The organism is Enterobacter sp. DNB-S2 (assembly GCF_019443845.1).
Classification (GTDB): domain Bacteria; phylum Pseudomonadota; class Gammaproteobacteria; order Enterobacterales; family Enterobacteriaceae; genus Enterobacter; species Enterobacter asburiae_B.
In genome coordinates this window covers 4,009,802-4,036,414 of record NZ_CP050520.1, presented here as the reverse complement: position 1 = coordinate 4,036,414, position 26,613 = coordinate 4,009,802, and the positions used below count along the sequence as shown (strand labels likewise).

Annotated in this window: 22 protein-coding genes and 2 tRNA genes; 16 read left to right on the top strand and 8 right to left on the bottom strand. The window is 54.3% G+C overall.

Annotation, left to right across the window (positions count from 1 at the left end):
* The first annotated feature begins 51 nt into the window (after nucleotides 1-51).
* The 3 genes from HB664_RS19410 to HB664_RS19400 all read left to right on the top strand — a co-directional run bounded on the left by HB664_RS19410 (nucleotide 52) and on the right by HB664_RS19400 (nucleotide 2,649).
* Nucleotides 52-127 (top strand) — tRNA-Ala (locus tag HB664_RS19410).
* 41 nt (nucleotides 128-168) lie between these two features.
* Nucleotides 169-244, top strand: a tRNA-Ala gene (locus tag HB664_RS19405).
* Nucleotides 245-456: 212 nt separating this feature from the next.
* Nucleotides 457-2,649 carry an EAL domain-containing protein gene (locus HB664_RS19400; RefSeq protein ID WP_048980092.1) on the top strand — a complete coding sequence of 731 codons (2,193 nt, stop codon included), beginning with the start codon at nucleotides 457-459 and terminating at the stop codon, nucleotides 2,647-2,649.
* 44 nt (nucleotides 2,650-2,693) lie between these two features.
* Here the strand turns inward: HB664_RS19400 and HB664_RS19395 are convergent, their stop codons facing one another.
* A complete protein-coding gene (locus HB664_RS19395) occupies nucleotides 2,694-3,881 on the bottom strand; it encodes a NupC/NupG family nucleoside CNT transporter (RefSeq protein ID WP_008501591.1) in 1,188 nt (395 codons plus the stop codon).
* Between the two features lie 348 nt (nucleotides 3,882-4,229).
* Between HB664_RS19395 and HB664_RS19390 the strand changes: the two genes are divergently transcribed.
* Nucleotides 4,230-5,468: an Nramp family divalent metal transporter gene (locus HB664_RS19390; RefSeq protein WP_033146141.1), complete on the top strand. Its 1,239-nt coding sequence runs from the start codon at nucleotides 4,230-4,232 to the stop codon at nucleotides 5,466-5,468.
* 32 nt (nucleotides 5,469-5,500) lie between these two features.
* Here HB664_RS19390 and HB664_RS19385 read toward each other — a convergent pair whose 3' ends face one another.
* Together HB664_RS19385 and mgrA are read right to left on the bottom strand one after the other, a co-directional pair.
* Nucleotides 5,501-5,854, bottom strand: coding sequence for a DUF2502 domain-containing protein (locus HB664_RS19385; RefSeq protein ID WP_023308717.1), 354 nt, complete (start codon nucleotides 5,852-5,854; stop codon nucleotides 5,501-5,503).
* Nucleotides 5,855-5,981: 127 nt separating this feature from the next.
* Nucleotides 5,982-6,980, bottom strand: a complete 999-nt coding sequence (gene mgrA / locus HB664_RS19380; RefSeq protein ID WP_219940057.1) for an L-glyceraldehyde 3-phosphate reductase — start codon at nucleotides 6,978-6,980, stop codon at nucleotides 5,982-5,984.
* Between the two features lie 184 nt (nucleotides 6,981-7,164).
* Here mgrA and ipdC point away from each other — a divergent pair, with 184 nt between their 5' ends.
* Nucleotides 7,165-8,823, top strand: coding sequence for an indolepyruvate decarboxylase (gene ipdC, locus HB664_RS19375; RefSeq protein WP_219940056.1), 1,659 nt, complete (start codon nucleotides 7,165-7,167; stop codon nucleotides 8,821-8,823).
* On the opposite strand, the gene HB664_RS19370 is transcribed toward ipdC, so the two are convergent.
* The gene (locus HB664_RS19370) at nucleotides 8,824-10,059 is read right to left on the bottom strand and encodes an ion channel protein (protein WP_219940055.1); all 1,236 of its coding nucleotides are present in this window, start codon (nucleotides 10,057-10,059) and stop codon (nucleotides 8,824-8,826) included.
* Nucleotides 10,060-10,264: 205 nt separating this feature from the next.
* On the opposite strand from HB664_RS19370, the gene glk reads away from it, so the two are divergent.
* Nucleotides 10,265-11,230, top strand: a complete 966-nt coding sequence (gene glk / locus HB664_RS19365) for a glucokinase (protein WP_219940054.1) — start codon at nucleotides 10,265-10,267, stop codon at nucleotides 11,228-11,230.
* A 35-nt stretch (nucleotides 11,231-11,265) separates the two neighbouring features.
* Here the strand turns inward: glk and HB664_RS19360 are convergent, their stop codons facing one another.
* Both HB664_RS19360 and HB664_RS19355 read right to left on the bottom strand, forming a co-directional pair.
* The gene (locus HB664_RS19360) at nucleotides 11,266-11,991 is read right to left on the bottom strand and encodes a LytTR family DNA-binding domain-containing protein (protein WP_023308712.1); all 726 of its coding nucleotides are present in this window, start codon (nucleotides 11,989-11,991) and stop codon (nucleotides 11,266-11,268) included.
* A 3-nt stretch (nucleotides 11,992-11,994) separates the two neighbouring features.
* Entirely contained in the window at nucleotides 11,995-13,701 is a 1,707-nt protein-coding gene (locus HB664_RS19355) for a sensor histidine kinase (RefSeq protein ID WP_219940053.1), read from the bottom strand.
* A gap of 98 nt (nucleotides 13,702-13,799) precedes the next feature.
* Here HB664_RS19355 and HB664_RS19350 point away from each other — a divergent pair, with 98 nt between their 5' ends.
* Entirely contained in the window at nucleotides 13,800-14,069 is a 270-nt protein-coding gene (locus HB664_RS19350) for a hypothetical protein (RefSeq protein ID WP_219940052.1), read from the top strand.
* 18 nt (nucleotides 14,070-14,087) lie between these two features.
* Nucleotides 14,088-15,326, top strand: coding sequence for an alanine transaminase (alaC, locus tag HB664_RS19345; protein ID WP_023308710.1), 1,239 nt, complete (start codon nucleotides 14,088-14,090; stop codon nucleotides 15,324-15,326).
* A 52-nt stretch (nucleotides 15,327-15,378) separates the two neighbouring features.
* Here alaC and ypdK read toward each other — a convergent pair whose 3' ends face one another.
* Both ypdK and lpxP read right to left on the bottom strand, forming a co-directional pair.
* Nucleotides 15,379-15,450 (bottom strand): membrane protein YpdK, encoded by a 72-nt coding sequence (ypdK, locus tag HB664_RS19340; protein WP_099458937.1) that lies wholly within the window; start codon nucleotides 15,448-15,450, stop codon nucleotides 15,379-15,381.
* A 357-nt stretch (nucleotides 15,451-15,807) separates the two neighbouring features.
* Nucleotides 15,808-16,728 carry a kdo(2)-lipid IV(A) palmitoleoyltransferase gene (gene lpxP / locus HB664_RS19335; protein WP_024907634.1) on the bottom strand — a complete coding sequence of 307 codons (921 nt, stop codon included), beginning with the start codon at nucleotides 16,726-16,728 and terminating at the stop codon, nucleotides 15,808-15,810.
* A 12-nt stretch (nucleotides 16,729-16,740) separates the two neighbouring features.
* On the opposite strand from lpxP, the gene HB664_RS19330 reads away from it, so the two are divergent.
* From HB664_RS19330 to tssH, 8 genes are all read left to right on the top strand, one after another.
* A complete protein-coding gene (locus HB664_RS19330) occupies nucleotides 16,741-16,881 on the top strand; it encodes a hypothetical protein (RefSeq protein ID WP_162531704.1) in 141 nt (46 codons plus the stop codon).
* Nucleotides 16,882-17,513: 632 nt separating this feature from the next.
* Complete coding sequence (tssB, locus tag HB664_RS19325; RefSeq protein ID WP_213729920.1) at nucleotides 17,514-18,011, top strand: type VI secretion system contractile sheath small subunit; 498 nt, start codon at nucleotides 17,514-17,516, stop codon at nucleotides 18,009-18,011.
* 32 nt (nucleotides 18,012-18,043) lie between these two features.
* Nucleotides 18,044-19,588 (top strand): type VI secretion system contractile sheath large subunit, encoded by a 1,545-nt coding sequence (gene tssC, locus HB664_RS19320; RefSeq protein WP_033146134.1) that lies wholly within the window; start codon nucleotides 18,044-18,046, stop codon nucleotides 19,586-19,588.
* Between the two features lie 18 nt (nucleotides 19,589-19,606).
* Entirely contained in the window at nucleotides 19,607-20,944 is a 1,338-nt protein-coding gene (gene tssK, locus HB664_RS19315) for a type VI secretion system baseplate subunit TssK (protein ID WP_101744635.1), read from the top strand.
* Nucleotides 20,941-21,594 (top strand): type VI secretion system protein TssL, short form, encoded by a 654-nt coding sequence (gene tssL, locus HB664_RS19310; protein ID WP_143346641.1) that lies wholly within the window; start codon nucleotides 20,941-20,943, stop codon nucleotides 21,592-21,594. The genes tssK and tssL overlap by 4 nt, the downstream gene beginning before the upstream one ends.
* A 3-nt stretch (nucleotides 21,595-21,597) precedes the next feature.
* Nucleotides 21,598-23,322: an OmpA family protein gene (locus tag HB664_RS19305; RefSeq protein ID WP_172620505.1), complete on the top strand. Its 1,725-nt coding sequence runs from the start codon at nucleotides 21,598-21,600 to the stop codon at nucleotides 23,320-23,322.
* Nucleotides 23,323-23,327: 5 nt separating this feature from the next.
* Nucleotides 23,328-23,819: a type VI secretion system effector Hcp gene (gene hcp, locus HB664_RS19300; protein ID WP_023325816.1), complete on the top strand. Its 492-nt coding sequence runs from the start codon at nucleotides 23,328-23,330 to the stop codon at nucleotides 23,817-23,819.
* Nucleotides 23,820-23,976: 157 nt separating this feature from the next.
* On the top strand, nucleotides 23,977-26,610 hold the full coding sequence (gene tssH, locus HB664_RS19295; protein ID WP_219940051.1) for a type VI secretion system ATPase TssH: 2,634 nt from the start codon (nucleotides 23,977-23,979) through the stop codon (nucleotides 26,608-26,610).
* The last annotated feature ends 3 nt before the right edge of the window (nucleotides 26,611-26,613 follow it).

The following is a 26,613-nucleotide window of genomic DNA, read 5'->3' as shown; positions in this document are numbered from 1 at the left end:
TCCGCGGTGGAATTCATATTATGCCGCCCGTCAACATGACAGCTTTACGATGGGGCTATAGCTCAGCTGGGAGAGCGCTTGCATGGCATGCAAGAGGTCAGCGGTTCGATCCCGCTTAGCTCCACCAAACTCTGAACCCAACAGAGTGCGGTCAGTAAAGTCACATGTGGGGCTATAGCTCAGCTGGGAGAGCGCTTGCATGGCATGCAAGAGGTCAGCGGTTCGATCCCGCTTAGCTCCACCAAAATTGTAAACCCTCGTCGAAAGACGAGGGTTTTTTTATGTGTTTGTAACACCCTCCACCGTATTTTGTTATCAAAAAGAAGGTATTCCCGTACCTCACCTCAATCGACATCAATAAACCAGTCTAAAAATAGACTTGAACTTGATTCGTGCAATTAATAAACCTATTATCCATCCGGTCAATAATTCTCTCGGAAAATAACGCCCAGGTTAATGAATAGAAAAACTTACAATAATGTAAAGATATTTATGATTGCTCTGGCTTTATGCCTGATTGCGGTACCTGTCTCCCGTTATCTCTCTCCCCGCGCAATTGTTAATGGTCACGACGTTTATTTAGCATGGTTACCTTTAAGCGTAATGCTGGCGGTAATTCTGCTATTTGGGCGCAGGGCTATTCTTCCCATTTTGTTAGGTTTTACTGTCACTAATTTATTCTATGTAAATTTAGCACCGCTACAATATTCAGTATTACTGTTCTGTCAGACCTTTGCGTTGTTCGCGGCGTGCGGCCTTCTGCGCATCATGCTGGGTAAGCGTTGGCGCCACTCCATCCCTAACAAGCACATCGGATTGCGGATATTCTGGCTCGGTTTTATGGTGCCAATAGGGATTAAGCTGTCGATGTATTTGGCGGGCTATTTGTTTGATTTTCCGGTGACAATTTCGACCTTTTTCGGCGAAGGGACGGTAATTTATAACGTTGTGGATATACAAAGCCTGATATGTGCGGCATTGATTTTTACCATGATGTTCTATTACCCGTTAAGAATGATAATTAATCCTCGTTATGCAATAAATTTCTGGCGACGAAGCGTGAAGCCCGTGTTTTTTCACAAGAATTCATTATATATTTTTGCCTGGCTGGTGCTATTAAGTTTCATTCTCGTCATTTTATGTGGTCCTTTTGAATCTCCCGTCATTGCGGGCTATTTGATGCCGCTGATTTTTATTCTTTTTACCTTAGCGATAAGCCGACTGACCTATGCGTTGATTTCTCTGCTGTGGGCTGTATCTGCGCTGCTGCTGTTAACCTACAACTACAACTTCCTTAACGGGGTGGAATCGGGCCATTCGCTCTCTTTTATTCTGTCAGTGCTTATCTCGTTCGCGATCTGCCTGCTTTACATGTCGCGTATTTACCAGCGCAGCGAGTGGCTTAAGCGGGGCTGGCAGGGGAGGGCGCTCACCGATCCGCTGACCGGATTGCCCAATATTCGTGCGCTGGAGGATTATCTTGAGATTCACCCGGATGCAAAAGTGAGCATTCTGCGTATGGATAACCTGGAATTTTTGAGCCGCCACTATGGGATCCTGATGCGGGTCCATTGCAAACGTACGATCGCCACGTCGCTGCAGCCTCTCCTGCAAAAAGATGAGACGCTCTTCCAGCTCCCCGGAAGCGAGCTTGTGCTGGTATTACTGGGTCCGGGAACCGCTGAGCGCCTCCAGCATATGGTTGATCGGCTGAACAGCCGTAAGATTTTCTGGAACAACACCGGGCTGGATATTGAATTCGGTGCGTCCTGGGGAATGGTCGAAAACGGCGAAAAACTGCACCACACGCTGGGGCAGCTGAGCTGGCTGGCCGAGCAATCCTGCGGAACAACAAACAACGTGCTTGCGCTCACGAATAGCCTCGAGGCGGCATCAGGGCAAACGACAGAGCGAGTCCTGATGCTGGCGCGGATTAAGCATGCCCTGGAGGCGGGCCAGTTCCATTTGTACGCGCAACCGATCCAGAAGGCGGACGGGAGCGGCTACTACGAAATTCTGGCGCGTATGGAGAGCGAGGGCGAGATCTTCACTCCTGACCGCTTTATTCCGTTGATTGCCCAGTTCAACCTCAGCCACCGGTTTGATATGTGCGTCATGGAGAAATTACTGCTGTGGCTGCGCGATCACCCTTCAACGCAGGCTGGCGCTCGTTTCTCCGTTAATCTGATGCCGCTTACGCTGATGCAAAAAGAGGTGGCGTCCGAGATTTGTGCGCTCTTTGAACGCTACGGCGTTGCGCCTCAGTCCGTCGTGATTGAGATTACCGAAGAGCAGGCCTTCTCAAATTCAGGCAGCAGCATCCACAATATTCAGCAACTGCGGGATTACGGTTTCCGGATTGCCATAGATGATTTTGGTACCGGCTACGCCAACTACGAGCGCCTCAGACGCCTGCAGGCAGACATCATTAAAATTGACGGCTGCTTTATTAAAGACATTTGTACCGATGATATGGATGCGATGATCGTGCAGTCGATGTGTAATCTGGCGAAGACGAAATCGCTGTGCGTCGTAGCGGAATACGTCGAAACACCGGCGCAGCGGGAGATGCTGCTTCGCTTCGGCGTGGATTACCTGCAGGGCTACCTGATAGGCAAACCCAAACCGCTGGAAGAATTGCGGGCATAAAAAAACCGGGAGTCAGGCTCCCGGTTTTTGTTTAACGCTAAACGTTAGAGTACCAGTGCCGCGATAGAAGCAGACAGGACGCTCACCAGCGTAGAGCCGTAAACCAGCTTCAGGCCAAAGCGAGAAACCACGTTGCCCTGTTCTTCGTTCAGACCTTTAATCGCGCCCGCGATAATCCCGATGGACGAGAAGTTCGCGAAGGAGACCAGGAACACGGACAGAATGCCTTCCGCGCGCGGAGAAAGCGTGCTGGCAATTTTCTGCAGATCCATCATCGCAACGAATTCGTTAGAAACCAGTTTGGTTGCCATGATACTGCCCACCTGCAGCGCTTCGTGAGCCGGCACACCCATCACCCAGGCAACCGGGTAGAAGATGTAGCCCAGAATACCCTGGAAGGAGATACCCAGCACCGCGGCGAACAGGGCGTTCAGCGCAGAAATCAGCGCAATGAAGCCGATCAGCATGGCGGCAACGATAATCGCTACTTTGAAGCCCGCCAGAATGTACTCACCCAGCATTTCGAAGAAGCTCTGGCCTTCGTGCAGGTTTGACATCTGAATGTTCTCTTCGCTTGCGTCAACGCGGTACGGGTTGATCAGCGACAGAACGATAAAGGTGCTGAACATGTTCAGAACCAGCGCCGCAACAACATACTTTGGCTCCAGCATGGTCATATACGCGCCCACGATAGACATGGACACGGTAGACATTGCGGTTGCCGCCATGGTGTACATGCGGTTGCGGGACATTTTGCCGAGAATATCTTTATACGCGATGAAGTTCTCAGACTGACCGAGGATCAGGGAACTGACGGCGTTGAAGGATTCCAGCTTGCCCATGCCGTTCACTTTGGATAACAGGAAGCCAATTCCACGAATAACGAACGGCAGAACGCGGATGTGCTGCAGAATACCGATCAGCGCGGAGATGAAGACGATAGGGCAGAGAACCTTCAGGAAGAAGAACGCCAGACCTTCGTCGTTCATTTTACCGAAGACAAAGTTGGTCCCTTCATTGGCGAATCCGAGCAGTTTTTCGAACATTTCGGAGAAGCCTTTCACGAAGCCGAGGCCTACGTTGGAGTTCAGGAAGAACCACGCAAGTAAAACTTCAATGACCAGCAGCTGGACAACATAACGGATACGAATTTTTTTGCGGTCTGTGCTGACCAGCAATGCAAGTGCAGTAACGACAACAAGTGCCAGGACAAAATGAAGGACGCGGTCCATATTTGCTCCAAATATGAGGCAGGTTTAATTTTCGTGCACATTCTATGTAACAAGCGAAAAGAAAACGAGATCGAGGACACACTATAGTTACATCCTGTGACGAGTCTCAAAAATAGTGATCCACAATACATTTTTGTTATGTTAGGTAAATGAGTGAAAAGTTAAGTTTGTGTGCTAGTCTTCACAAAAGCGCGCGCGATTTCAGTTTCTGTTAGATCGTCCCACTTACCCGCCCGTCTATCGTTCAAAGCTATCAGAGAAATCACTGTAAACATCACAAATGATCTTGATAATCATTCTCATTTTGATAGCATTAAACATAGCAAAGGCTATATTTCAGAGGCAGAAATGACAAACAGTCGCGTAGAGGGTAGCAGTGGCAGAGCCGCGCGCAAGTTGCGGTTCGCATTAATGGGACCTGCGTTCATCGCTGCCATTGGCTATATCGATCCAGGTAACTTTGCGACCAATATTCAGGCCGGGGCCAGCTTCGGCTATAAGCTGCTGTGGGTGGTCGTCTGGGCTAACCTGATGGCGATGCTGATTCAGATGCTCTCCGCAAAGCTGGGGATTGCCACGGGTAAAAACCTGGCGGAGCAAATTCGCGACCATTATCCGCGTCCGGCCGTCTGGCTCTACTGGGTCCAGGCGGAAATCATCGCCATGGCCACTGACCTCGCTGAATTTATCGGCGCAGCGATCGGCTTTAAGCTGATTCTGGGCGTGTCGCTGTTGCAGGGGGCGGTACTGACCGGGATTGCCACTTTCCTGATCCTGATGCTGCAGCGTCGGGGTCAAAAGCCGCTGGAGAAGGTTATCGGCGGTCTGCTGCTGTTTGTCGCGGCGGCCTATATCGTCGAGCTGATTTTCTCACAGCCGAATCTGGTGCAGCTCGGCAAAGGTATGGCAATCCCAAGCCTGCCAACCTCGGAAGCGGTGTTCCTGGCCGCCGGGGTATTGGGGGCGACTATCATGCCGCATGTGATTTACCTGCACTCCTCGCTGACTCAGCATCTCCACGGTGGGACGCGCAAAGAGCGTTACTCCGCCACCAAATGGGACGTGGCGATTGCCATGACCATCGCGGGGTTTGTCAATCTGGCGATGATGGCTACCGCAGCCGCCGCTTTCCACTTTAACGGCCACACCGGTATTGCCGATCTCGACCAGGCCTATCTCACGCTTGAGCCCTTACTGAGCCATGCTGCCGCCACGATATTTGGTCTCAGCCTGGTGGCTGCCGGTCTCTCTTCTACGGTAGTGGGCACGCTGGCAGGCCAGGTGGTGATGCAGGGGTTTGTCCGCTTCCATATTCCGCTGTGGGTTCGTCGCTCCGTCACCATGCTCCCGTCATTTATCGTGATTCTGATGGGGCTTGATCCTACGAGAATTCTGGTCATGAGCCAGGTGCTGCTGAGCTTTGGTATCGCGCTGGCGCTGGTGCCGCTGCTGATCTTTACCAGCAACAAAACCCTGATGGGCGAACTGGTTAACTCAACGCTGGTGAAACGGACCGGGTGGGCCATCGTGGTGGTGGTGGTGGCACTGAACCTGTGGCTGCTTATTGGCACCGCATTGGGACTCTAAAAGAAAAAGGAGCCGGGAGGCTCCTTTTTGCATTAATGGTGACCGTGGCCATGACCGTGGCCGCGTCCTTTCCCGCCGCGATCCCAGCCGCCGCGACGGTCGTCACGATCGTTCCAGCCTTCACGGTAGCCGCGCTCATACGCGTTGTCTTTATACCAGCCGCGGTGTCTGCCGTTATCATGTTTCCACCAGCGGTCTCCGCGCCACTCATAGTGACGGTTCCAGTAGTCACGGTCGCGCCAGTAGCCACCGTCCCAGTATCTGCCGTAGTCGTCACGATCGCCAATTTGTAATTTTACTGATGGCAACAGGGTGATTTCGCCCGCATTGGCGATCAGCGGGGCTGAAGCCAGTAATACCGCTGCAAGAATCAGTGACCTGAACATACTCTTTCTCCTTCACGATCGGGGCCCTTCTGGGGCCTGTTAACGCAATATTACGAGTTGGTAAAGCCTCGTTTCATCGCCTCAACTCCGAATTCCTGAGTGAGAGCACTTTTTGCTAAAAGTGATTCTATTTTGAGCTGTTCAGAATCGTGTCAATACGGACAAGTTCTTCCGCAGAGAAATGGCGGTTTTCCAGCATTCCCACGGCATCATCAATCTGGGCCGTTTTACTTGCCCCAATCAGCACTGACGTCACGTTCTCATGGCGTAATACCCAAGCCAGCGCCATCTGGGACAGCTTCTGGCCGCGCTCTTCCGCCATGGCGTTCAGCTTTCTTACCTTCTCCAGCTTCTCTTCGGTGATCTGGTCAGGGTTGAGAAACTGACTGCCGCTTGCCGCGCGTGAGTCTGCCGGAATGCCGTTCAGATAGCGGTTGGTCAGTTGTCCACCGGCCAGCGGCGAGAAGGGAATGCAGCCGACCCCTTTTTCCTGCAGCACGTTTAGCAGCCCCTCTTCCGGCGCACGTTCAAAAAGGGAGTATTTCGGCTGGTGGATCAGGCAGGGCGTACCGAGATCGTCAAGGATATCAATCGCCTTGCGGGCCAGTTCTGCAGGGTAGTTGGATAACCCGACATACAGGGCTTTTCCCTGGCGCACCGCATGGTCAAGCGCTTTCATGGTTTCCAGCAGCGGCGTTTGTGGGTCAGGACGGTGATGATAGAAGATATCCACATACTCCAGCCCCATGCGCTTCAGGCTCTGATCCAGGCTTGCCAGCAGATATTTGCGTGACCCCCAGTCGCCGTAAGGGCCATCCCACATGGTATAACCTGCTTTGGTAGAGATGAGCAGCTCGTCGCGCCAGGGCAGGAAATCCTCCTGCAAAATACGGCCGAAATTACGTTCGGCCGATCCCGGCGGCGGGCCATAGTTGTTGGCAAGGTCGAAATGCGTAATGCCCAGATCGAACGCGCGCTGTAAAAGTTGACGGCTGTTTTCGATAAGCGTGGTGTCGCCAAAGTTATGCCACAGCCCAAGCGAGATGGCGGGCAACCTGAGTCCGCTTTGCCCGCAGCGACGATACTCCATTGTCCGATAACGATTTTTGTCCGGCTGATAACCCATTCTCATCACCTCTGGCGCTGAAGAAAAAATCAGTGTATGCGTTTACATTAACGCGAAAAAAAGCAGCATAGCGCAGCCTTTTTTGTAAAGCATTCTTTCCATGATCTTCTTATCGCCAATTCTGGACAGTCATCACGCTTATTTAATACTCAAGGTGAGGTCAACATTAGAAGGATACCTGTTCATGCGTACCCCATACTGCGTCGCCGATTACCTGCTGGACCGTCTTACGGATTGTGGAGCCGATCATCTGTTTGGCGTGCCGGGCGACTATAACCTGCAGTTTCTCGACCATGTGATAGACAGCCCGGATATCTGTTGGGTGGGCTGTGCCAACGAGTTAAACGCCTCCTATGCCGCGGACGGATACGCCCGATGTAAGGGCTTTGCCGCGCTGCTGACGACATTTGGTGTAGGAGAATTAAGCGCCATGAACGGCATTGCGGGCAGTTACGCTGAGCACGTTCCAGTACTGCATATTGTGGGCGCGCCGGGTACGGCGTCACAGCAAAGAGGAGAGCTGCTGCACCATACGCTGGGCGACGGTGAGTTTCGTCATTTTTACCATATGAGCGAACCGATCACCGTTGCACAGGCGATCCTGACCGAACAAAACGCCTGTTACGAGATTGACCGGGTATTAACTACCATGCTCCGGGAGCGTCGTCCCGGCTATCTGATGCTGCCTGCGGATGTGGCAAAAAAAGCCGCCACGCCTCCTGTAAACGCTCTCACTCTCAAACACGCGCATGCCGATAGCGCCTGCCTGAAAGCGTTCCGGGATGCCGCTGAGAACAGGCTGGCCATGAGCAAGCGTACTGCGCTGCTGGCCGATTTCCTTGTCCTTCGCCACGGCCTGAAGCATGCCCTACAGAAGTGGGTCAAGGACGTGCCGATGGCACACGCCACCATGCTGATGGGTAAAGGCATATTTGACGAGCGTCACGCCGGTTTTTACGGCACCTACAGCGGTTCGGCGAGCGCCGGTGCGGTAAAAGAGGCGATTGAAGGGGCAGACACGGTGCTGTGCATCGGGACGCGATTTACCGATACCCTGACCGCCGGCTTCACGCATCAGCTAACCCCGTCACAAACAATTGAAGTTCAGCCTCATGCCTCACGCGTCGGTGACGTCTGGTTTACCGGCATCCCCATGCTTCAGGCAATCGAAACGCTGGTAGAGCTGTGTAAACAGCACGTGCACGATGCGCCGGCACCGTCGTCTCAAAGCGCGATGGAATATCCGCAGCCGGATGGCTCGCTGACGCAGGAGAATTTCTGGAAAACGTTGCAGACGTTTATCCGCCCTGGAGACATCATCCTTGCGGATCAAGGCACCTCGGCCTTCGGCGCGATCGACCTTCGTCTGCCGGCTGATGTGAATTTTATCGTCCAGCCGCTGTGGGGATCGATCGGCTATACCCTGGCCGCAGCGTTTGGCGCGCAAACCGCCTGCCCGAACCGGCGCGTGATTGTGCTGACGGGGGATGGCGCGGCGCAGCTCACCATCCAGGAGCTTGGCTCGATGCTGCGGGATAAACAACACCCGATCATTCTGGTCCTTAACAACGAAGGGTACACGGTGGAAAGAGCGATCCACGGGCCGGAACAGCGATATAACGACATTGCGCTATGGAACTGGACGCAAATCCCGCAGGCCCTGAGCCTTGATCCTCAGGCCCAGTGCTGGCGGGTCAGTGAAGCGGAGCAGCTGGCGGATGTCCTTGAGAAAGTGGCGCACCACGAGCGGCTCTCGCTGATTGAGGTGATGCTGCCGAAAGCCGATATCCCGCCGCTGCTGGGGGCGATTACTAAAGCGCTGGAAGCGCGCAATAGCGCCTGATTACTTGTCGTTTCGCCAGGCCATCATCATCGGTTTGCCCGCCAGCAGGAGCCAGGCGGGCAACATCACGATACAGAGCAGGGGGAAAAGCGTCGAATCGGGTACCACTACCGCCGCCATAAATAGGCTGAGCCAGGCGTCACGCGTAACCACCAGAACCAGCCCCAGAATAGAGCAGGAGATGGTAATGGCGGCAGGCACCGCATCGACGTGTTCGTGCAGCATCAGCCCCAGCGCTACGCCGACAAAGACCACCGGGAAGATGCGTCCTCCGCGGAAACCGCAGGCTGCAGCCACCACCAGCGCGGCCAGCTTAATCACGGCAAACAGAAAATAGTCGGAGACGCTAAACACCTGGCTGAAGGCCAGCTGCTGCATCTCGTCCAGACCTTTGAACAACGTCACCGTCCCGCCGATTGCCCCTAAAATACCGAGGATCAAACCACCAGCCCCCAGAACTAACACCGGGTGTTTGAGTTTATGCATCAGCCGGTGCAGGCGAGGAAGGCACCATACCGCCACCATTCCCAGCGCGATGGCGATCGCGACGACGATGGCGCCGCTGAAAATATCGGCTATCTGCATCTGGCCGTAGTGGGGGAGAGAGAGTGAGAAGTGGGGATGGAAAAACAGGCTGGTCGTCAGCGCGCCAGCGGCTGCTGCCATCAGCGGCGCAAAGAGTTTATCCCACAGCGGGACGTCGTTATTGCTGCTGAGCGTCTGAGAAAAGATCAGTGCGGCAGCGACGGGCGTGCCGAAAAGTGCCCCGATGGTGCCTGCGGAGGCGAGGATGGTCCAGTCCAGCGCGCCGACGCGGGGCAAAATGCGTGAACCGAGGAAAACCGCCAGGCCAATATTCACCGCCATAATCGGATGCTCCGGCCCCAGGCTGACGCCGCCGGCCAGACCGATAATCAACGCAATGAGCAGCCCGGGCAGTGCCGAAGGGGGAACCGGGGCGCCAATCAGCGGTTCCTGCGCCGGATCGGGGCCGGCATGGCCGGGACTGAAACGGATCACCAGGCCTACCGCAATACCGGTCAACGTCAGCATCACAACGATCCAGGCAGGGGAATCAGCATTGACCCCCAGTTTTGTCGGAAGCGCTGTCCATAACATGGCTTGCAGCACCGACGCGACTTTCATCACGACAATGAGCACCAGACTTGAGGCCACGCCAATAATTAGCGCCGGAATTGCCAGCAACAGCATGGTTCTGGCTCGCGGGTGGAGCATGATGATTTCCTTGTACAAAACGGTATTACGTTACTTTGCACATTAAGCTTTATGGCAATAGTGCAAAAGGTGCTGAAACGGTAAAGTTATTCTGTGACGAAGATCGATAATCCATGGGCATTCACCTTATGGCCGTTGTTGTTATCACGCCTTGAATTTACAGTGTCCCAAAGATTTATTCTGACTTTAGCGGAGCAGTAGAAGAATGACAAAGTATGCTTTGGTAGGTGATGTGGGCGGCACGAACGCGCGCCTCGCATTGTGCGATGTTAGTAGCGGTGAGATTTCCCGGGCGAAAACCTATTCCGGGCTGGATTATCCAAGCCTTGAGGCTGTTGTCCGCGTCTATCTGGAAGAGCATCAGGTGAGCGTTGAAGACGGCTGCATCGCGATAGCCTGCCCGATAACAGGCGACTGGGTCGCAATGACCAACCATACCTGGGCATTCTCTATCGCCGAGATGAAAAAAAACCTCGGTTTTTCACATCTTGAAATCATCAATGACTTCACCGCGGTGTCCATGGCGATCCCAATGCTGAAGCCAGAGCATCTGATCCAGTTTGGCGGCGCTGAACCGGTCAAAGGCAAGCCGATTGCGGTGTATGGGGCCGGTACCGGCCTCGGCGTGTCGCATCTGGTGCATGTTGCTCAGCGCTGGGTGAGCCTGCCGGGTGAAGGCGGCCACGTAGACTTTGCGCCAAACAGCGAAGAAGAGGGCATTATCCTCGAAGAGTTACGCGCTGAGATCGGCCACGTCTCCGCCGAGCGCGTTCTTTCAGGTCCGGGGCTGGTGAATCTGTACCGCGCGATTGTGAAATCAGACGGTCGTCTGCCGGAAAACCTGCAGCCGAAAGACGTCACCGAACGCGCGCTGGCGGACAGCTGCATTGACTGCCGTCGTGCCCTGTCGCTGTTCTGCGTGATCATGGGACGTTTCGGCGGCAACCTGGCGCTGACGCTGGGCACCTTCGGTGGAGTCTATATCGCGGGCGGGATCGTACCGCGCTTCCTCGACTTCTTTAAAGCCTCGGGCTTCCGCGGCGGGTTTGAAGATAAAGGGCGTTTCAGAAGTTACGTGCAGGACATTCCGGTTTATCTGATCGTGCATGATAACCCGGGACTGCTGGGTTCCGGGGCCCATCTGCGTCAGGTTCTCGGTCAAATCCTCTGATGCAGAGCCCTCTCCCGCGGGAGAGGGCGTTTTCTTTACAGGTGCATCAGCTGACGAAACTCTTTCACCTTGCTGCGGCTTACCGGCACCTGAAAATCCAGATCCTTCAGACGCAAAATGTAGGTGTTGTTAAACCACGGTTCGATCTCGCGGATTTTGTTTAAATTTACGCAAAACGACCGGTGGCAGCGGAAAAAGTGGGCAGCCGGGAGCTTGCTGCAGAATTCGGTAATGTTCATCGCCATCACGTACGATTCCCGTCGGGTATAGACAAACGTCATCTTTTCGTGCGCTTCGGCGTAGTAGATATCGTTGACCGGGGTCACGATGATGCGCTCGTCTTTGACCAGATTTATGGTGTCGTTTTCGCGTACCGTCGGGCTGGCGGGGGCGGTTTGCTGCTGCCAGGCGGCCTCCAGCTTTTGCAGCATGCTGACAATCCGCGACTCCTGATAAGGCTTAAGAATATAGTCAAACGCCTCCAGCTCGAAGGCCTCTACGGCGTGCTCTTTCCAGGCGGTAACGAACACAATAAACGGCTTATGGGCAAACTGATTGATGTTTTGCGCCAGCAATACGCCATCCAGCGACGGGATATTGATATCCAGGAAAATCGCATCGACCCGGTTATGCTGCAAAAATTTCAGCACGTCCAGACCATCATCAAACGTGCCCACAATCTCCATCTGGCTGTGGGTTTTGATAAGCCAGGTGAGCTCCTGCTGAGCCAGGAATTCATCTTCTACAATGATAACTTTCATGGGTTACTCCACCTGGGGCAACAGTGATGTCGTCGTATGCGCGCGCGAGCGCTCATTCGGGACGAAAAAAGCAATTTCGGTACCCGGCTCAAGACGTTGAATATGCAGCCCGTCGCCGTAAAGCAGCTTGACCCGGTGGTGCACGTTCAGCAGACCGATTTTATTCCCCGGCATCTCGTTAGACTCCACGCGCTCAATGACTTTTGGATCAATCCCGTGGCCGGTATCGCGCACGGCAATCCGCACCCGGTTGCCGCTTTCGGTGACGCTGATGGTGACGACGCCTTTGCCTTTACAGGGCTGAATACCGTGAACAATCGCGTTTTCAACCAGCGGCTGGATAAGCAGGCTCGGGATCTCGCAGTTGACCTCTTCATCAATATCGTAAATGACCGTGAGCTTGTCGCCAAAGCGGGCCTGCTCAATCGCGATGTAGTCCTTGATCTGATAAAGCTCTTTTTTGATGTCGATCTGCTCGTCATCTTTCAGCTCGATGTTGTAGCGCAGATAGCGCGACAGGTTAAAAATCAGCTGGCGCGCGGTGTCCGGATTAAGGCGAATGGACGAGGAGATAGCGTTCAGCGCGTTAAACAGGAAATGGGGATTAATTTTACTCTGCAGCGCGCGCAGTTCTGCCTTATTTGCCATCTCGCGCAGCTGTTCCGCCCGCGAAACCTCAAGCTGGGTGGAGATAATCTGCGACAGGCCGATGGCCATCTCCTGCAGCGTGGAGGTGATCTGATGCGCGTGGCAGTAATAAATTTTCAGCGTGCCCGTCACGACGCCTTTCTCCCACAGCGGGATGACCAGCATCGAGTGAATTTCCGGCGTTCGGTGGGCTTCATCATTGTTTTTAATAATGATTTTACCGTAGTTAATCGCCTGTCTGGTGGTCGGGCTTATGGTGTCATCGTTGTCGCGATAGTTGTGCTCCCCGACGCCAACGTAGGCCAGCACGTGGTCAATATTGGTGATGGCGACGGCGTCAGCGTGGATGTCATGGCGAATGATCTCGCAGACCTGACGCAACGATTCCGCGTTAACGTGGCGGAAGAGAGGCAGCGTTTTGTTGGCGATATCCAGCGCCAGCTTGGCCTGACGGGCGGCGCTGGCCTCTTTTTCCCCTTCAACGCTTTGCACCAGCAGCACGATAAAACCGATGCACACGCTGCCCAGGATCATCGGAATACCGATTTTCGAGACGATATCCAGCCCCAGCGCGGTGGTGGGGGGCCAGACGACGACCAGGATCATGGTCAGCGTTTCGCACACCATGCCTGCGACGATCCCGGCACGCCAGCGCTGTTTTTTCGGGATTTTGCGGCTGATCCAGCCGGAAAGCACCCCGGCGATAATGCTGGTGATAAAGCACGGCACCGCCGTTACGCCACCGATATCAATCAGATAGCGGTGCGTCCCGGCAATCAGACCGGTGATGACGCCCACCCACGGACCAAACAAAATCCCGCCGGACATGACGGCGATAATGCGCACGTTAACCAGCGAACCCTCTACCGGCACGCCGGACCAGGTGCTGAACAGGGCGAACAGCGAAAAGATGGCGGTAACGGCCAGCAGCTCTTTTGGCGAGTGGGCTGATTTGTGCAGCAGCTCGCGAAACAGGCGAATGCGAATGAGGAAGAACAGGCAAATCAGCATTAATGCCGCACGGTCAAAAACCGCCAGCAGCATAGTGAATATTTCGTGCACGAGTAGACCTGGGAAAACGGGAAAGAACCATGATAAAAAACCTGGCGCGTATTGACCAGCTATCCGTCAGGTTTATCAAATGAGGAAAAACCATAATTTTGAAAGGGGATTATCTGGCGATGACCGAGGCGTCCTGTTTTTTTCTTATCGGCGCATCGTCAGGTAACTGGTTTGATATCATCCTGTTAAATAACAGCTATCAGACAGCCGTTCCCGAAACAGGGGCTTCCGCTTTTAGGCGCAGCGGGGTTCCGGTTTTTAGTCGAGCGCTTTTTTTTCATTTCCCTCTCGACAGCATGATTTTTTTCAGGTTATTTTCTAATCATGCCACATCGGTGGCAGCGTCGCTCGGACGGTCCGGGCGCTAACGTTAATCTGAGGAATCTATGGCTGAATTCAGTCCTGAACGCCGTTTTACGCGTATCGATCGTCTCCCCCCCTATGTTTTCAATATCACTGCTGAACTGAAAATGGCTGCGCGTCGGCGCGGCGAAGATATTATCGATTTCAGCATGGGTAACCCTGACGGCCCAACGCCACCGCATATCGTTGAAAAGCTCTGCACGGTTGCCCAGCGCCCGGATACGCACGGCTACTCGACCTCTCGCGGTATTCCCAGGTTACGTCGCGCGATCTCGCGCTGGTATCAGGATCGCTATCAGGTTGATATCGATCCGGAAAGTGAAGCGATTGTCACCATCGGCTCGAAAGAGGGGCTGGCACACCTGATGCTGGCCACGCTGGATCATGGCGACACGGTGCTGGTGCCTAATCCAAGCTATCCGATCCATATCTACGGTGCGGTAATTGCCGGGGCGCAGGTCCGTTCTGTGCCGCTGGTGGAAGGTGTCGATTTCTTTAACGAACTGGAACGTGCGATTCGCGAAAGCTATCCGAAACCTAAGATGATGATCCTCGGTTTCCCGTCGAACCCAACGGCGCAGTGCGTGGAGCTTGATTTCTTCGAGAAAGTTGTCGCCCTGGCCAAGCGTTATGACGTGCTGGTGGTTCACGATTTAGCCTATGCAGATATCGTCTATGACGGCTGGAAAGCCCCGTCGATTATGCAGGTCCCGGGCGCGCGTGATGTGGCGGTAGAGTTCTTTACCCTGTCGAAAAGCTACAACATGGCGGGCTGGCGCATTGGCTTTATGGTGGGTAACAAAACGCTGGTGAGTGCCCTGGCGCGCATTAAGAGTTACCACGACTACGGTACCTTCACGCCGCTGCAGGTCGCCGCTATCGCTGCCCTGGAAGGCGACCAGCAGTGCGTCCACGAGATTGCCGCCCAGTATAAGCGCCGCCGCGACGTGCTGGTAAAAGGGTTGCATGAAGCGGGCTGGATGGTGGAAATGCCGAAGGCGTCTATGTACGTCTGGGCAAAAATTCCAGAGCCCTATGCGGCGATGGGATCGCTGGAGTTTGCTAAAAAGCTGCTTCAGGATGCAAAGGTGTGTGTCTCGCCTGGCATTGGATTCGGTGATTATGGCGACACCCATGTGCGATTTGCCCTGATTGAAAACAGCGACCGTATTCGTCAGGCGGTGAGGGGCATCAAGAGTATGTTCCGGGCCGACGGTCTTCTGACCTCAAAGAGCGTCGCTGAACATCCCGCGTCGTCATGACATAAAAAAACAGGAGCCGATGGCTCCTGTTTTTTTGACTGCATGTTCTTCACTAGATCATCAGGGCAAAGGTTCCGGCCCAGACTAAAACAATCACCGAAATGCCCATAAAGAAATATTTCACGTTTCATCGCTCCGCGTATCTTGTGGTACGCATTTAAAAACAGAGTCCACCTGATTATAGAGAACTGAAATCCGGTCAAAACGGAAATGAGAATTTTCCCGTTATGCCGTTAACTCCAGCTCAGAATTCTGTGCTTTCCTGTTGCCAGACGGCGTTAATGTACGCTTAAAAAAGAGGGGTGACAAGAGGGATTTTTTTAAATAATTTCCGTTACTTACGAGTGTCGTGGAACGGCGACAGTTTGATTTCACTTCGCAATAAATTCACTTTGGGCGACGCATTGAAAGACAATTACTCAGCGGGAAGACAGGTGATTGAAAAGGTTAGTTTCTTAGCGAAACTAACCTTCATGAAGGGCTAAATATAGAGCGAGGCTTCGCCAAGAGGGCGGGTTTTGAAACGACGATGCATCCACAGATACTGCTCTGGCGCGCGCATGATTTCAGTTTCGATGACTTTATTGATAAACGCTGCCGCTTCGCACTCGTTTTCCGGATAGTTAGCCATTTCAGGGGAGATGTGCAGGCGGTAGCCTGACTTATCTGCTTTTCTCACCATCGTCACGGTCAGCATAGAGGCACCAGACAGACGCGAAATGACAAAGGTGCCGTTAGTCGTCGCAACGTCTTTCACCGCAAAGAAAGGCGCAAAGCTGCTGCCTTTACGTCCATAATCCTGATCGGGGGCAAACCAGACGGCCTCTCCTTTCTTGAGAGCACCGACCATACCGCGCAGGTTATTACGGCTGATCATCGCCTTATTGGAACGCATACGGCCTCGCGTCTGCACCCATTCCATAAGCGCACTGTTGTGCGGTCTGTAGGTTGCCATCATTGGCTGGCAAAGCCCCATCACGCGGCCGCCCAGCTCCAGCGACATAAAGTGAACGCCGACGACCATCACGCCGCGTTTTTGCATCTGCGCGCGTTTAAGGTTATCCAGGCCTTCCACGTCAAACCATTTGCGGACACGTTCATCTGGCCAAAACCATGCCATGCCGGTTTCAAGCAGCGCCATGCCGATAGACTTGAAGTTTTCAGCGATGAGTTTCTCACGCTCCTCTGCATTGTACTGCGGAAAACAAAGCTCAATATTTTTACGCGCGATGGATTCGCGACGTTTCAGGAAAACGCGGGAAGCGCTGCCCAGTTTTGACCCCAGCAAGCGCAGGACAGGGTACGGAAGTTGAACCAGCAACCAGAGTACGCCAAGGCCAAACCATGTAAACCAGTAACGCGGGTGTAAAAACGCACGTTGAAATTTGGATTGAGACAAAATAGTAGAACCTATGTGAAGCCTGTAAAGGTAGCGCAGAGTTTGCGATACGACGTGCCGATAAGACCGTTCTTCAAGGTGATGGTTGCAGGCTTTACCGAACTTTACGGCGGCGTTGCCTGGCCACTGCTGATTTGGGCGGGCGGCGTAATGTAGCACCGTTATACGATATGTGCTATTACTCGTTTTTGATTAAAAAAGCGGCGATCCGGGAGGTGTTTGATTTTACACTGTATAAACTCCAGAAGGGAGAGCAGTTCTCATGCCTGAGAGGAGAACTGAAGTCTTTGCGCAAAGAGGAGTGGGCCGACAAAAGAGCAGCAGTGTTTATTTTCGGACCCGCATCTACATTTTATTTTCCTTCGAATAATAAATAAGAATTTTCTTTGTGAAAATTCTTATTTATTATTCATGTTATCAATCAATTCGTCACTCTTCTTCATTCATTAACCTCTGTCATTTATCTGCTTGCAATAACCTGTTGCCGTTCATTCATCTTTTTTTAATATCATGTTGTGATGCAAATCAAAACAAGATTGTTTTATTAGCATCTCTCTGGCTGCGATCCTTCTTACGGTACAAATATTCGCTTTGCGTGAAAAAAGCAGTGTCTTTCCCTGAGCTGAACGGATAATCCGTAATAATATCTTAGTGGGAAATTCTTAAGAAATTTCTCATTACGGATAAATGATCTGTGTATTTGATTTTGCATCGATCATTATTCTAATATTGCGCATCAAGAACGATACCGTGAAGTTGGCGTAGCAAAAACAAAGAGGGATGATGAGATGGCTGACAGTTTTCAGAATGAGGTGCCTAAGGCACGTATTAACCTGAAGCTTGACCTGCATACAGGCGGGGCAAGCAAGAAAATGGAATTACCGCTGAAATTACTGGTTGCGGGTGATTTCAGTAATGGGCAAGAGTCTGAGCAAATATCTGAGCGTGAGAAAGTTAACATCACGAAAAATAATTTCGACAGTGTTCTTTCTGAATACTCCCCAAAACTTAATCTAACCGTTAAAAATACGCTCTCTGATGATGGTGGTGAGGAAAATGTTCAGCTGACTTTCCAGAGCATGAAAGATTTCACGCCAGAGCAGGTGGCTGCTCAGATACCGCAGCTGAAGGCGATGTTGGCGATGCGCAACTTGCTTCGCGATCTGAAGGCCAATTTGCTGGATAACCAGACTTTCCGAAAAGAACTGGAAAAAATCCTCCTGGACCAGTCCCTTAGTGCTGAACTGCGAAACGAACTATCCGCACTGGCATCAAGAAAATCGTAACCATCACGCTGTTTTAACGGATTAAACAAGGAATGCTCATGTCTGTACAAAATAATATTGCCGGTAGTGAAAGCGTGGTGCTGGAACGTCCTGCTGCGGGTGGGGTTTACGCCTCCCTGTTTGAGAAAATCAATCTCAATCCTGTCTCCGAGTTGAGCGCGTTAGACCTCTGGCAAGATGCGCAGGCGATGTCAGATGCAACCGCTGATGAGCGTCTGACTGCAGGTATGCAGGTTTTTCTGGAATGTCTGACCAAAGCAGGCGCGAAGGTCGAAAAACTGGATAAAAGCCTTATCGATCATCACATCGCTGAGCTCGATTACCAGATCAGCCGCCAGCTGGACGCGGTTATGCACCATGACGAGTTTCAGGCGGTCGAAAGCCTGTGGCGTGGGGTGAAATCACTGATTGATAAAACAGATTTTCGCCAGAACGTGAAAATTGAGCTTCTGAGTATGTCCAAAGAAGACTTGCGGCAGGACTTTGAAGATACTCCGGAAATCATCCAGAGTGGTCTGTATAAACACACCTACATTGATGAATATGATACTCCAGGCGGCGAGCCGATTGCGGCACTGATTTCCGCTTACGAGTTTGATGCTTCAGCGCAGGATGTCGCTCTGCTTCGCAACATCTCCAAAGTATCCGCTGCTGCACATATGCCGTTTATCGGCTCAGCAGGCCCGAAATTCTTCCTTAAAGAGTCCATGGAAGACGTCGCGGCGATTAAAGATATTGGTAATTATTTTGACCGCGCAGAGTACATCAAGTGGAAATCGTTCCGCGATACTGATGATGCTCGCTACATCGGCCTGGTCATGCCGCGCGTATTGGGACGTTTACCGTATGGCCCGGACACCGTTCCGGTTCGCAGCTTCAACTATGTCGAAGAAGTCAAAGGTCCCGATCACGACAAATACCTGTGGACCAATGCATCGTTTGCCTTCGCGTCCAACATGGTGCGCAGCTTTATCAATAATGGCTGGTGTGTACAAATCCGTGGCCCGCAGGCTGGTGGTGCGGTTCAGGACCTGCCTATCCATCTGTACGATCTCGGTACCGGCAATCAGGTAAAAATCCCGAGTGAAGTGATGATTCCTGAAACCCGTGAATTCGAATTCGCGAATCTGGGGTTCATTCCTTTGTCCTACTACAAAAACCGTGACTACGCGTGCTTCTTCTCAGCCAACTCCACTCAGAAACCGGCGCTGTACGACACCGCTGATGCGACGGCTAACAGCCGCATCAACGCCCGTCTTCCGTACATCTTCCTGCTGTCGCGTATCGCCCATTACCTGAAGCTGATTCAGCGCGAGAACATCGGTACCACCAAAGACCGCCGACTGCTGGAGCTGGAGCTGAACACGTGGGTCCGCAGTCTGGTGACCGAAATGACCGATCCGGGCGACGAGTTGCAGGCTTCTCACCCGCTGCGCGACGCGAAGGTGGTAGTGGAAGACATCGAAGACAACCCGGGCTTCTTCCGCGTGAAGCTGTACGCCGTGCCGCACTTCCAGGTGGAGGGCATGGACGTCAATCTGTCGCTGGTTTCCCAGATGCCGAAAGCGAAATCGTAAGGCGAGAGGAAATCAGGGATGAAAATTTACCGCCCGCTTTGGGAGGATGGGGCCGCTCTGGCCCCGCAACAGTTCCAGCAGCAGGTTCGCTGGAATGAGCACGTTGCCGACATGGTCGCCCGGATGGGTATTTCTCATCCCTGGGGCGTGGTTGCGGCAGAATTTGATGATGCTGCACTGGCGCTCTCTCGCCTGAATGCCATCCGTCTGGTGGTACGCTTTCAGGACGGTACTCTTGTGGATACCGACCTGGCAGATACGCTTCCTCCGGTCTGTGACTTGTCTGTTGCAGCCGGCAGTGAATCTGTTGAGGTGGTTGTCGCACTACCGCTGCTGAGTGCCAGTGGTGGCAACCTGGATAACGGCCAGGACAGTGAGCGTCCGCGTCGCTGGAAAGCGGAGCGTGTGGTAGTGCAGGAACTGGCCGGGTATGAAAGCGGGGAGTTGGCCATTCTGCGTAATGCGCTAACCTTGCGTCTATCCAGTCAGGAAAACACGGCATACCTGACCTGTCCGGTGGTCCGTTTGGTGCGCAATACGCAGGGGCAGTGGAGCCGGGATCCGGCTTTCATTCCGCCAATGCTTTCCATTTCTGCAAGCCCGCCGCTGACCATCGAACTGGGTGACCTGCTGGTTCGTCTGCAGGCCCGCCGCCGTCGCCTGATGACCATGCGTCGTGAAAGCAATGAGCGGATGGCCGACTTTGCGGTCGCGGATGTGTCTCTGTTCTGGCTGCTGAATGCCCTGAACAGCGCCGAGCCGGTGCTGACGGAACTGCTGGAGACACCGGCTCGTCACCCGGAATTGCTGTACCGCGAACTGACTCGTCTCGCTGGCAGCCTGCTGACCTTCTCACTGGAGCACGATGCCGGGGACATTCCTGCTTATCAACACGATGCACCGGAACGGGTATTCCCGCCGCTGCTGGCACTGCTCGATAAACTACTGGAAGCGAGCCTGCCGTCGAGGGTGGTGAGTATCCACCTGGAGCATCAGGACCAGATCTGGAGAGGTGCCCTGCACGATGCGCGTCTGCGCGAAGGTGCTGACTTCTACCTATCCGTACGCTCCTCTATGCCGAACCATGAGCTTCAGACGAAATTCCCGCAGCTGTGTAAGGCGGGCAGCTTTGAAGATGTTTCGGATGTGGTGAATGTGGCTCTGAGCGGGATGGTTATCAAGCCGCTGACCCATGTGCCGACCGCTATCCCGTTACGTCTTGAGAACCAGTATTTCTCGCTGGATCTGAGTAGTGAGGCAGCGCGGGCGATGCTGGAAGCGGGAAGCTGCACCTTCTATACCCCGCGCTCACTGGGGGATGTGAAACTTGAACTCTTTGCGGTGCTGCGCACATGAATACATCAGAAATAAGTCAAATTGAGCGTATTTTCTACCCCAGCTGGCTGATGGCCAGCCAGCTGCGGGGTGGACAGGAGGTTCGTGACGGGGAAGGTCTCTATCGTCGGGCCTGCCGTCTGGTGCAGGAGGCAAAAGCGGCGCTCACGGAGGCAGGTTACAGCGACATCAGCCGTGACCATATGGTGTATACCCTGTGTGCACTGCTCGATGAGAGCGTGATGAATCGGGGGACCACCGATGATGGCTACCTGATCTGGCGCCGGGACCCGCTGCAGGCACACTTCTTTGGCACCCTCAATGCCGGTGAGGAACTGTGGGAAAGGATCCGAAGCCTGCTGAAAGAAACTGCGCCTGATACCGCTGTCCTGACCTGTATGTATCGGACTTTGCAACTGGGGTTCGTCGGTCAGTATCGCGCTCAGGATGATGAGCGTCGGGAAGATATTGTTCGCGCTCTCGCAGAACGGGTGCCCACCTTCACGCTGGCACAAGACGCCCCCATCGTTGCCCGCGCATCGCGCCTGCGCAGCGGCCGTCGCTGGTACTGGCTGAGCTGGGTTGTGGCTGTCGCCGCCCTGGTTGCGCTCTGGTTCTTCCTTTCGTCTTCGCTTACCGAGCTGGTAAGCCAGATCGTCAGGCCGGAGTAAGCGATGCGGGATACGTACCGAAGTCTGTTAACTGCCCTGGGTACCGTACTGGCGCTGTGGCTCATTCTGGGATTCTGGCCCTTGTCCTCAGGTAGTCGTGTGGCAATCAGCCTGCTGGTTGTTCTGATGTCCGGGGTGATGTTATGGCGTCAGCGTCGGGCTACTCAGGCACGGGCGGCCGCTGTCCGGGATATTGTGGATGAAAACCTGCCGCCGGAAGATTTTCAGGGGGCGGTGATCCTCGCATGTGGCGACAACACTCCGTTGTTTGCGTCCGGCTTCCATCGCCGGGAAACCCGGCAAGGTTGGTATCTGCGGGTGAAGGATGCGGAACAGCTTCCCCTCTTTGCGCAGCACCTGAGTTTGATGCGTCCAGCCCTGGCGTCGCAAATCTCCGTCATGCTGGCGGCGGTACCTGAACAGCACACTTCCGGCGATGATTTTACCCAGTCCCTGCGGGGCTGGCAGCGGGCTGTCGTGCAGTGCCGTGCGGCATTTGGCACGATCCCACCGCTGTGGACCGTGACCTGGGTATCGCCTCCTGTGGCCTGCGCGGAAGCTGAACCCGTCTGGTTTAGCACAGTCAGCCCGCGAAGCGGCATTCAGGTGTATCAGCCCGGTCAGGGCAATGTGTCACTGACAGAGTGGATCCGGGAGAGTGGATCTGACGGGCGTCTTTCGCGTCTGAGTCAGGGGCTGTGGCTGGACAGCCTACTTGCGTGGCAGAACAGCGCAGTCAATGACCTGCTGTCGGTGCGCCAGGGCGAACTGCCGGTGATGAAGCCTTGTGTACAGGGCATGTGCATAGTGCCGGTGAGCGGTATCGAGGGCAATCTCTGGCAGCAGCATATCACTACCGTGACGGCGCTGCCACCAGATACCGTTGTGACCACCGAACCACTACCGTTGCCTGAACTGCTGCTGCCGGCGCTGCCGCGCCGACGGGGCGTCAGCCGCAGAATGGTGTTCTGGCGTTACGCCGGGTTTCTGGGCGGGATTTTCCTGGCACTTGCCATGCTGGCATCTTGGATGAACAACCAGCGTCTCATCCGTAATGTGGGCGATCACCTTGCGTTGTATCACCAACTGACGGGAAAGCCTGTGGCACCGAAACTGCGCGCACAGCAGCGCCTCAGAGCCGATGGCGCATTGCTGAACGACTGGGCGCGTCGCGGGGAGCCACTGCGTTATCGCCTGGGTTTGTATCAGGGGCTGCGCCTGGTGCCGCCTGTTGAGGCCGCCGTCAGCGACTGGGCCCCGCCCCCACCGCCGCCACCGGTCATCAAGAAAATCATTCAGGGTCCGAAAACCCTTCGTCTTGACAGCATGTCGCTGTTCGATTCTGGCAAGTCGGCGCTGAAAGCCGGTTCGACCAAAATGCTTGTGAATTCTCTGGTCGGCGTGAAGGCGAAGCCCGGCTGGCTGATTGTCGTGTCAGGGCATACCGATAACACCGGCAATCCGCAACTAAACCAGGCGTTGTCTCTGAAACGTGCCGAAGCGGTGCGCAGCTGGATGCGTGACACCGGCGACGTGCCGGAAAGTTGTTTTGCGGTGCAGGGCTATGGCAAAAGCCGCCCTGTCGCAACCAACGACACCCCGGAAGGGCGTGCGCTTAACCGCCGTGTCGAAATCAGTCTGGTACCGCAGGCAAATGCCTGTCAGATACCCGGCAAACACATGGCGCCATCGCAGGATGATGGCGTCTCAGAAAATAAAACGGAGTAATTAACATGGCAATTCCTGTTTATCTTTGGCTGAAGGACGACGGCGGCGCGGACATCAAAGGGTCTGTTGACGTTCAGGATCGTGAAGGCAGCATCGAAGTGGTTGCACAGGAGCATAACCTGTACATCCCGACCGACAACAATACCGGCAAGCTGACCGGCACCCGCATCCACACGCCGTTCCTGTTCACGAAGGAAATCGATTCCTCCAGCCCGTACCTGTACAAGGCGGTGACCACGGGTCAGACCCTAAAATCCGCTGAGTTCAAGTGGTACAAAATCAACGACGCGGGCCAGGAAGTGGAGTACTTCAACACCAAACTGGAAAACGTGAAGGTAGTGAAAGTGAATCCTGAAATGTATGACATCAAGGATCCTTCTAAAGAGAAGCACAACCACCTTGAACGCGTTGAACTGCGTTACGAAAAAATCACCTGGACCTACAAAGACGGCAACATCATTCATTCCGACTCCTGGAACGAACGCGCCACGGCGTAATCCTGATGCGGGCAGGTTTTCCTGCCCGCAGTTTTTGCTGAATGCCTGAGATGCGGGCACTCAGCAAAGAAAAAACAATCTGCCTGCCTGACCTTATGCGCTTTGGTGAACAGCGAGGGGCGGTAGCGTGCCCAGGAACCGACAAAGAGAGAATCTCATGGAAAATCCAGCCATCCTGTTACGTCGTCTGAACCCTTACTGTGCCCGTGCGATGGAAGGCGCGGCGTCGCTCTGCCAGACCCGCGCCCATGCGGAAATTTTGCCGGAGCACTGGCTGCTAAAACTGCTGGAGCAGGGGGGAGGTGACCTGACGGTGTTGGCGCGTCGCTATGAATGGGATATGGATGGCATCTGGCAGGATTTGCTTGGCTGGCTCGACAGACAACCTCGCTCCGTGCGCTATCGCCCCCAGCTGTCTGATGCCATTCAGACGCTGATGCAGGAAGCCTGGATGATTGCCTCCCTTAACAGCGAAGAGCACATTCGCAGCGTCCATCTGCTGATGGCCCTGGTGGAAAAACCAAAACTGGCACGTTGTGACGGCCTTTGGCCGTTGTTAACGCTTGCTCAAAGCCAGCTGGAGCGCCTGCGGCCTTTGCTGGATGCGCAATCGGATGAACGTCTGGAAATGCAGCGCGAAGCAGAACTGGCGCAGAGCCATGGTGGTGAAATGGAATTTGTCGGGCGTCCGGCTGGTGTGGAAATGAAAGAGGGGGAACTGAGCCCTGCACTGCAGAACTCGCTGGATAAATTCACCCTCGATGTCACTGCCAAAGCGAAGGAAGGGAAGATCGATCCTGTGTTTGGCCGCGATACAGAAATCCGCCAGATGGTGGACATCCTTTCCCGCCGCCGTAAAAACAACCCGATCCTGGTCGGCGAGCCGGGCGTGGGGAAAACTGCACTGGTTGAAGGTCTGGCGTTGCGTATAGCCGAGGGTAATGTGCCGGAATCCCTCAAAACGGTTACCCTGCGCACCCTTGACCTGGGTCTGCTGCAGGCTGGCGCGGGCGTGAAAGGTGAGTTCGAACAGCGTCTGAAAAACGTCATCGACGCGGTGCAGCAATCGCATGTACCTGTTCTGCTTTTTATTGATGAAGCGCATACCATCATTGGCGCAGGTAATCAGGCGGGTGGTGCAGATGCGGCCAACCTGCTGAAACCGGCGCTGGCGCGTGGCGAACTGCGTACTATTGCGGCCACCACCTGGTCTGAATACAAGCAATACTTCGAGCGTGACGCCGCCCTGGAACGTCGTTTCCAGATGGTAAAAGTGGATGAGCCTGACGATGACACTGCCTGCCTGATGCTCCGTGGCCTGAAATCCCGCTATGCCGAACACCACAATGTGCATATCACCGACGATGCGGTTCGTGCGGCAGTTACTCTTTCACGTCGTTATCTGACCGGGCGTCAGCTTCCTGATAAAGCGGTCGATCTGCTGGATACCGCTGCCGCTCGCGTGCGTATGAGTCTCGATACGGTACCGGAACAGCTAACCCGCCTTCGCGCGAGTATCGCTGCGCTCGACATGGAGAAGCAGGCGTTACTGGAAGATATCGCCATTGGCAATCAGTGTCATGCCGAGCGTTTGAGCGAGATTGAGCAGGAAGAGGTGCGCCAGATAGTGACACTCGACGAACTGGAAACCCAGTACGGTCAGGAGATGAAACTTACCGAGCAGCTACGCGAAAGCCGTCAGGATATATCACGCCAGCGTGAGACTCACAGGCTGCAACAGGAGCTTAACGAGATGCAGCGCAGCAACCCGCTGCTCTCCCTGGATGTGGATGTCCGCACCGTTGCCAACGTGATTGCCGACTGGACAGGCGTGCCGTTGTCATCGCTGATGAAGGACGAGCAGACCGAACTGCTGACTCTGGAAAATGAAATCGGTAAACGTGTGGTTGGGCAGGATGTGGCGCTTGAGGCTATCGCCCGACGTCTGCGTGCGGCAAAAACGGGTCTCACCTCCGAGAATGGCCCACAGGGCGTATTCCTGCTGGTGGGACCGAGCGGGGTGGGGAAAACCGAAACCGCGCTTGCGCTGGCCGATGTCATGTACGGCGGTGAGAAGTCACTCATTACGATTAACCTCTCAGAATACCAGGAGCCGCATACGGTTTCCCAGCTGAAGGGCTCGCCGCCGGGCTACGTGGGTTACGGTCAGGGCGGTATCCTCACCGAAGCTGTACGCAAGCGTCCGTACAGCGTGGTGCTGCTGGATGAAGTGGAAAAAGCCCACCGCGACGTGATGAACCTTTTTTATCAGGTGTTTGATCGCGGCTTTATGCGTGATGGCGAAGGGCGTGAAACCGACTTCCGCAACACCGTTATTCTGATGACCTCCAACCTCGGCAGCGACCACCTGATGCAGTTGCTGGATGAAAACCCGGAAGCCACGGAAGCAGACCTACACGAACTGCTGCGCCCAATCCTGCGCGATCATTTCCAGCCCGCGCTGCTCGCACGCTTCCAGACGGTCATTTACCGTCCGCTGGCTGAAGCTGCCATGCGTACCATTGTGGAAATGAAACTGTCACAGGTTAGCAAGCGCCTGCATCGACACTACGGCCTGACCACGCACATTGATGAGAGCCTGTATGACGCCCTGACTGCCGCCTGCCTGCTACCGGACACCGGCGCACGCAACGTCGACAGCCTGCTGAACCAGCAAATCCTGCCGGTGCTGAGCCAGCAGCTGCTCACGCACATGGCCGCGAAGCAGAAGCCACACAGCCTGACGCTGGGCTGGGATGACGAAGAAGGGATTGTGCTGGCGTTTGATTAACTG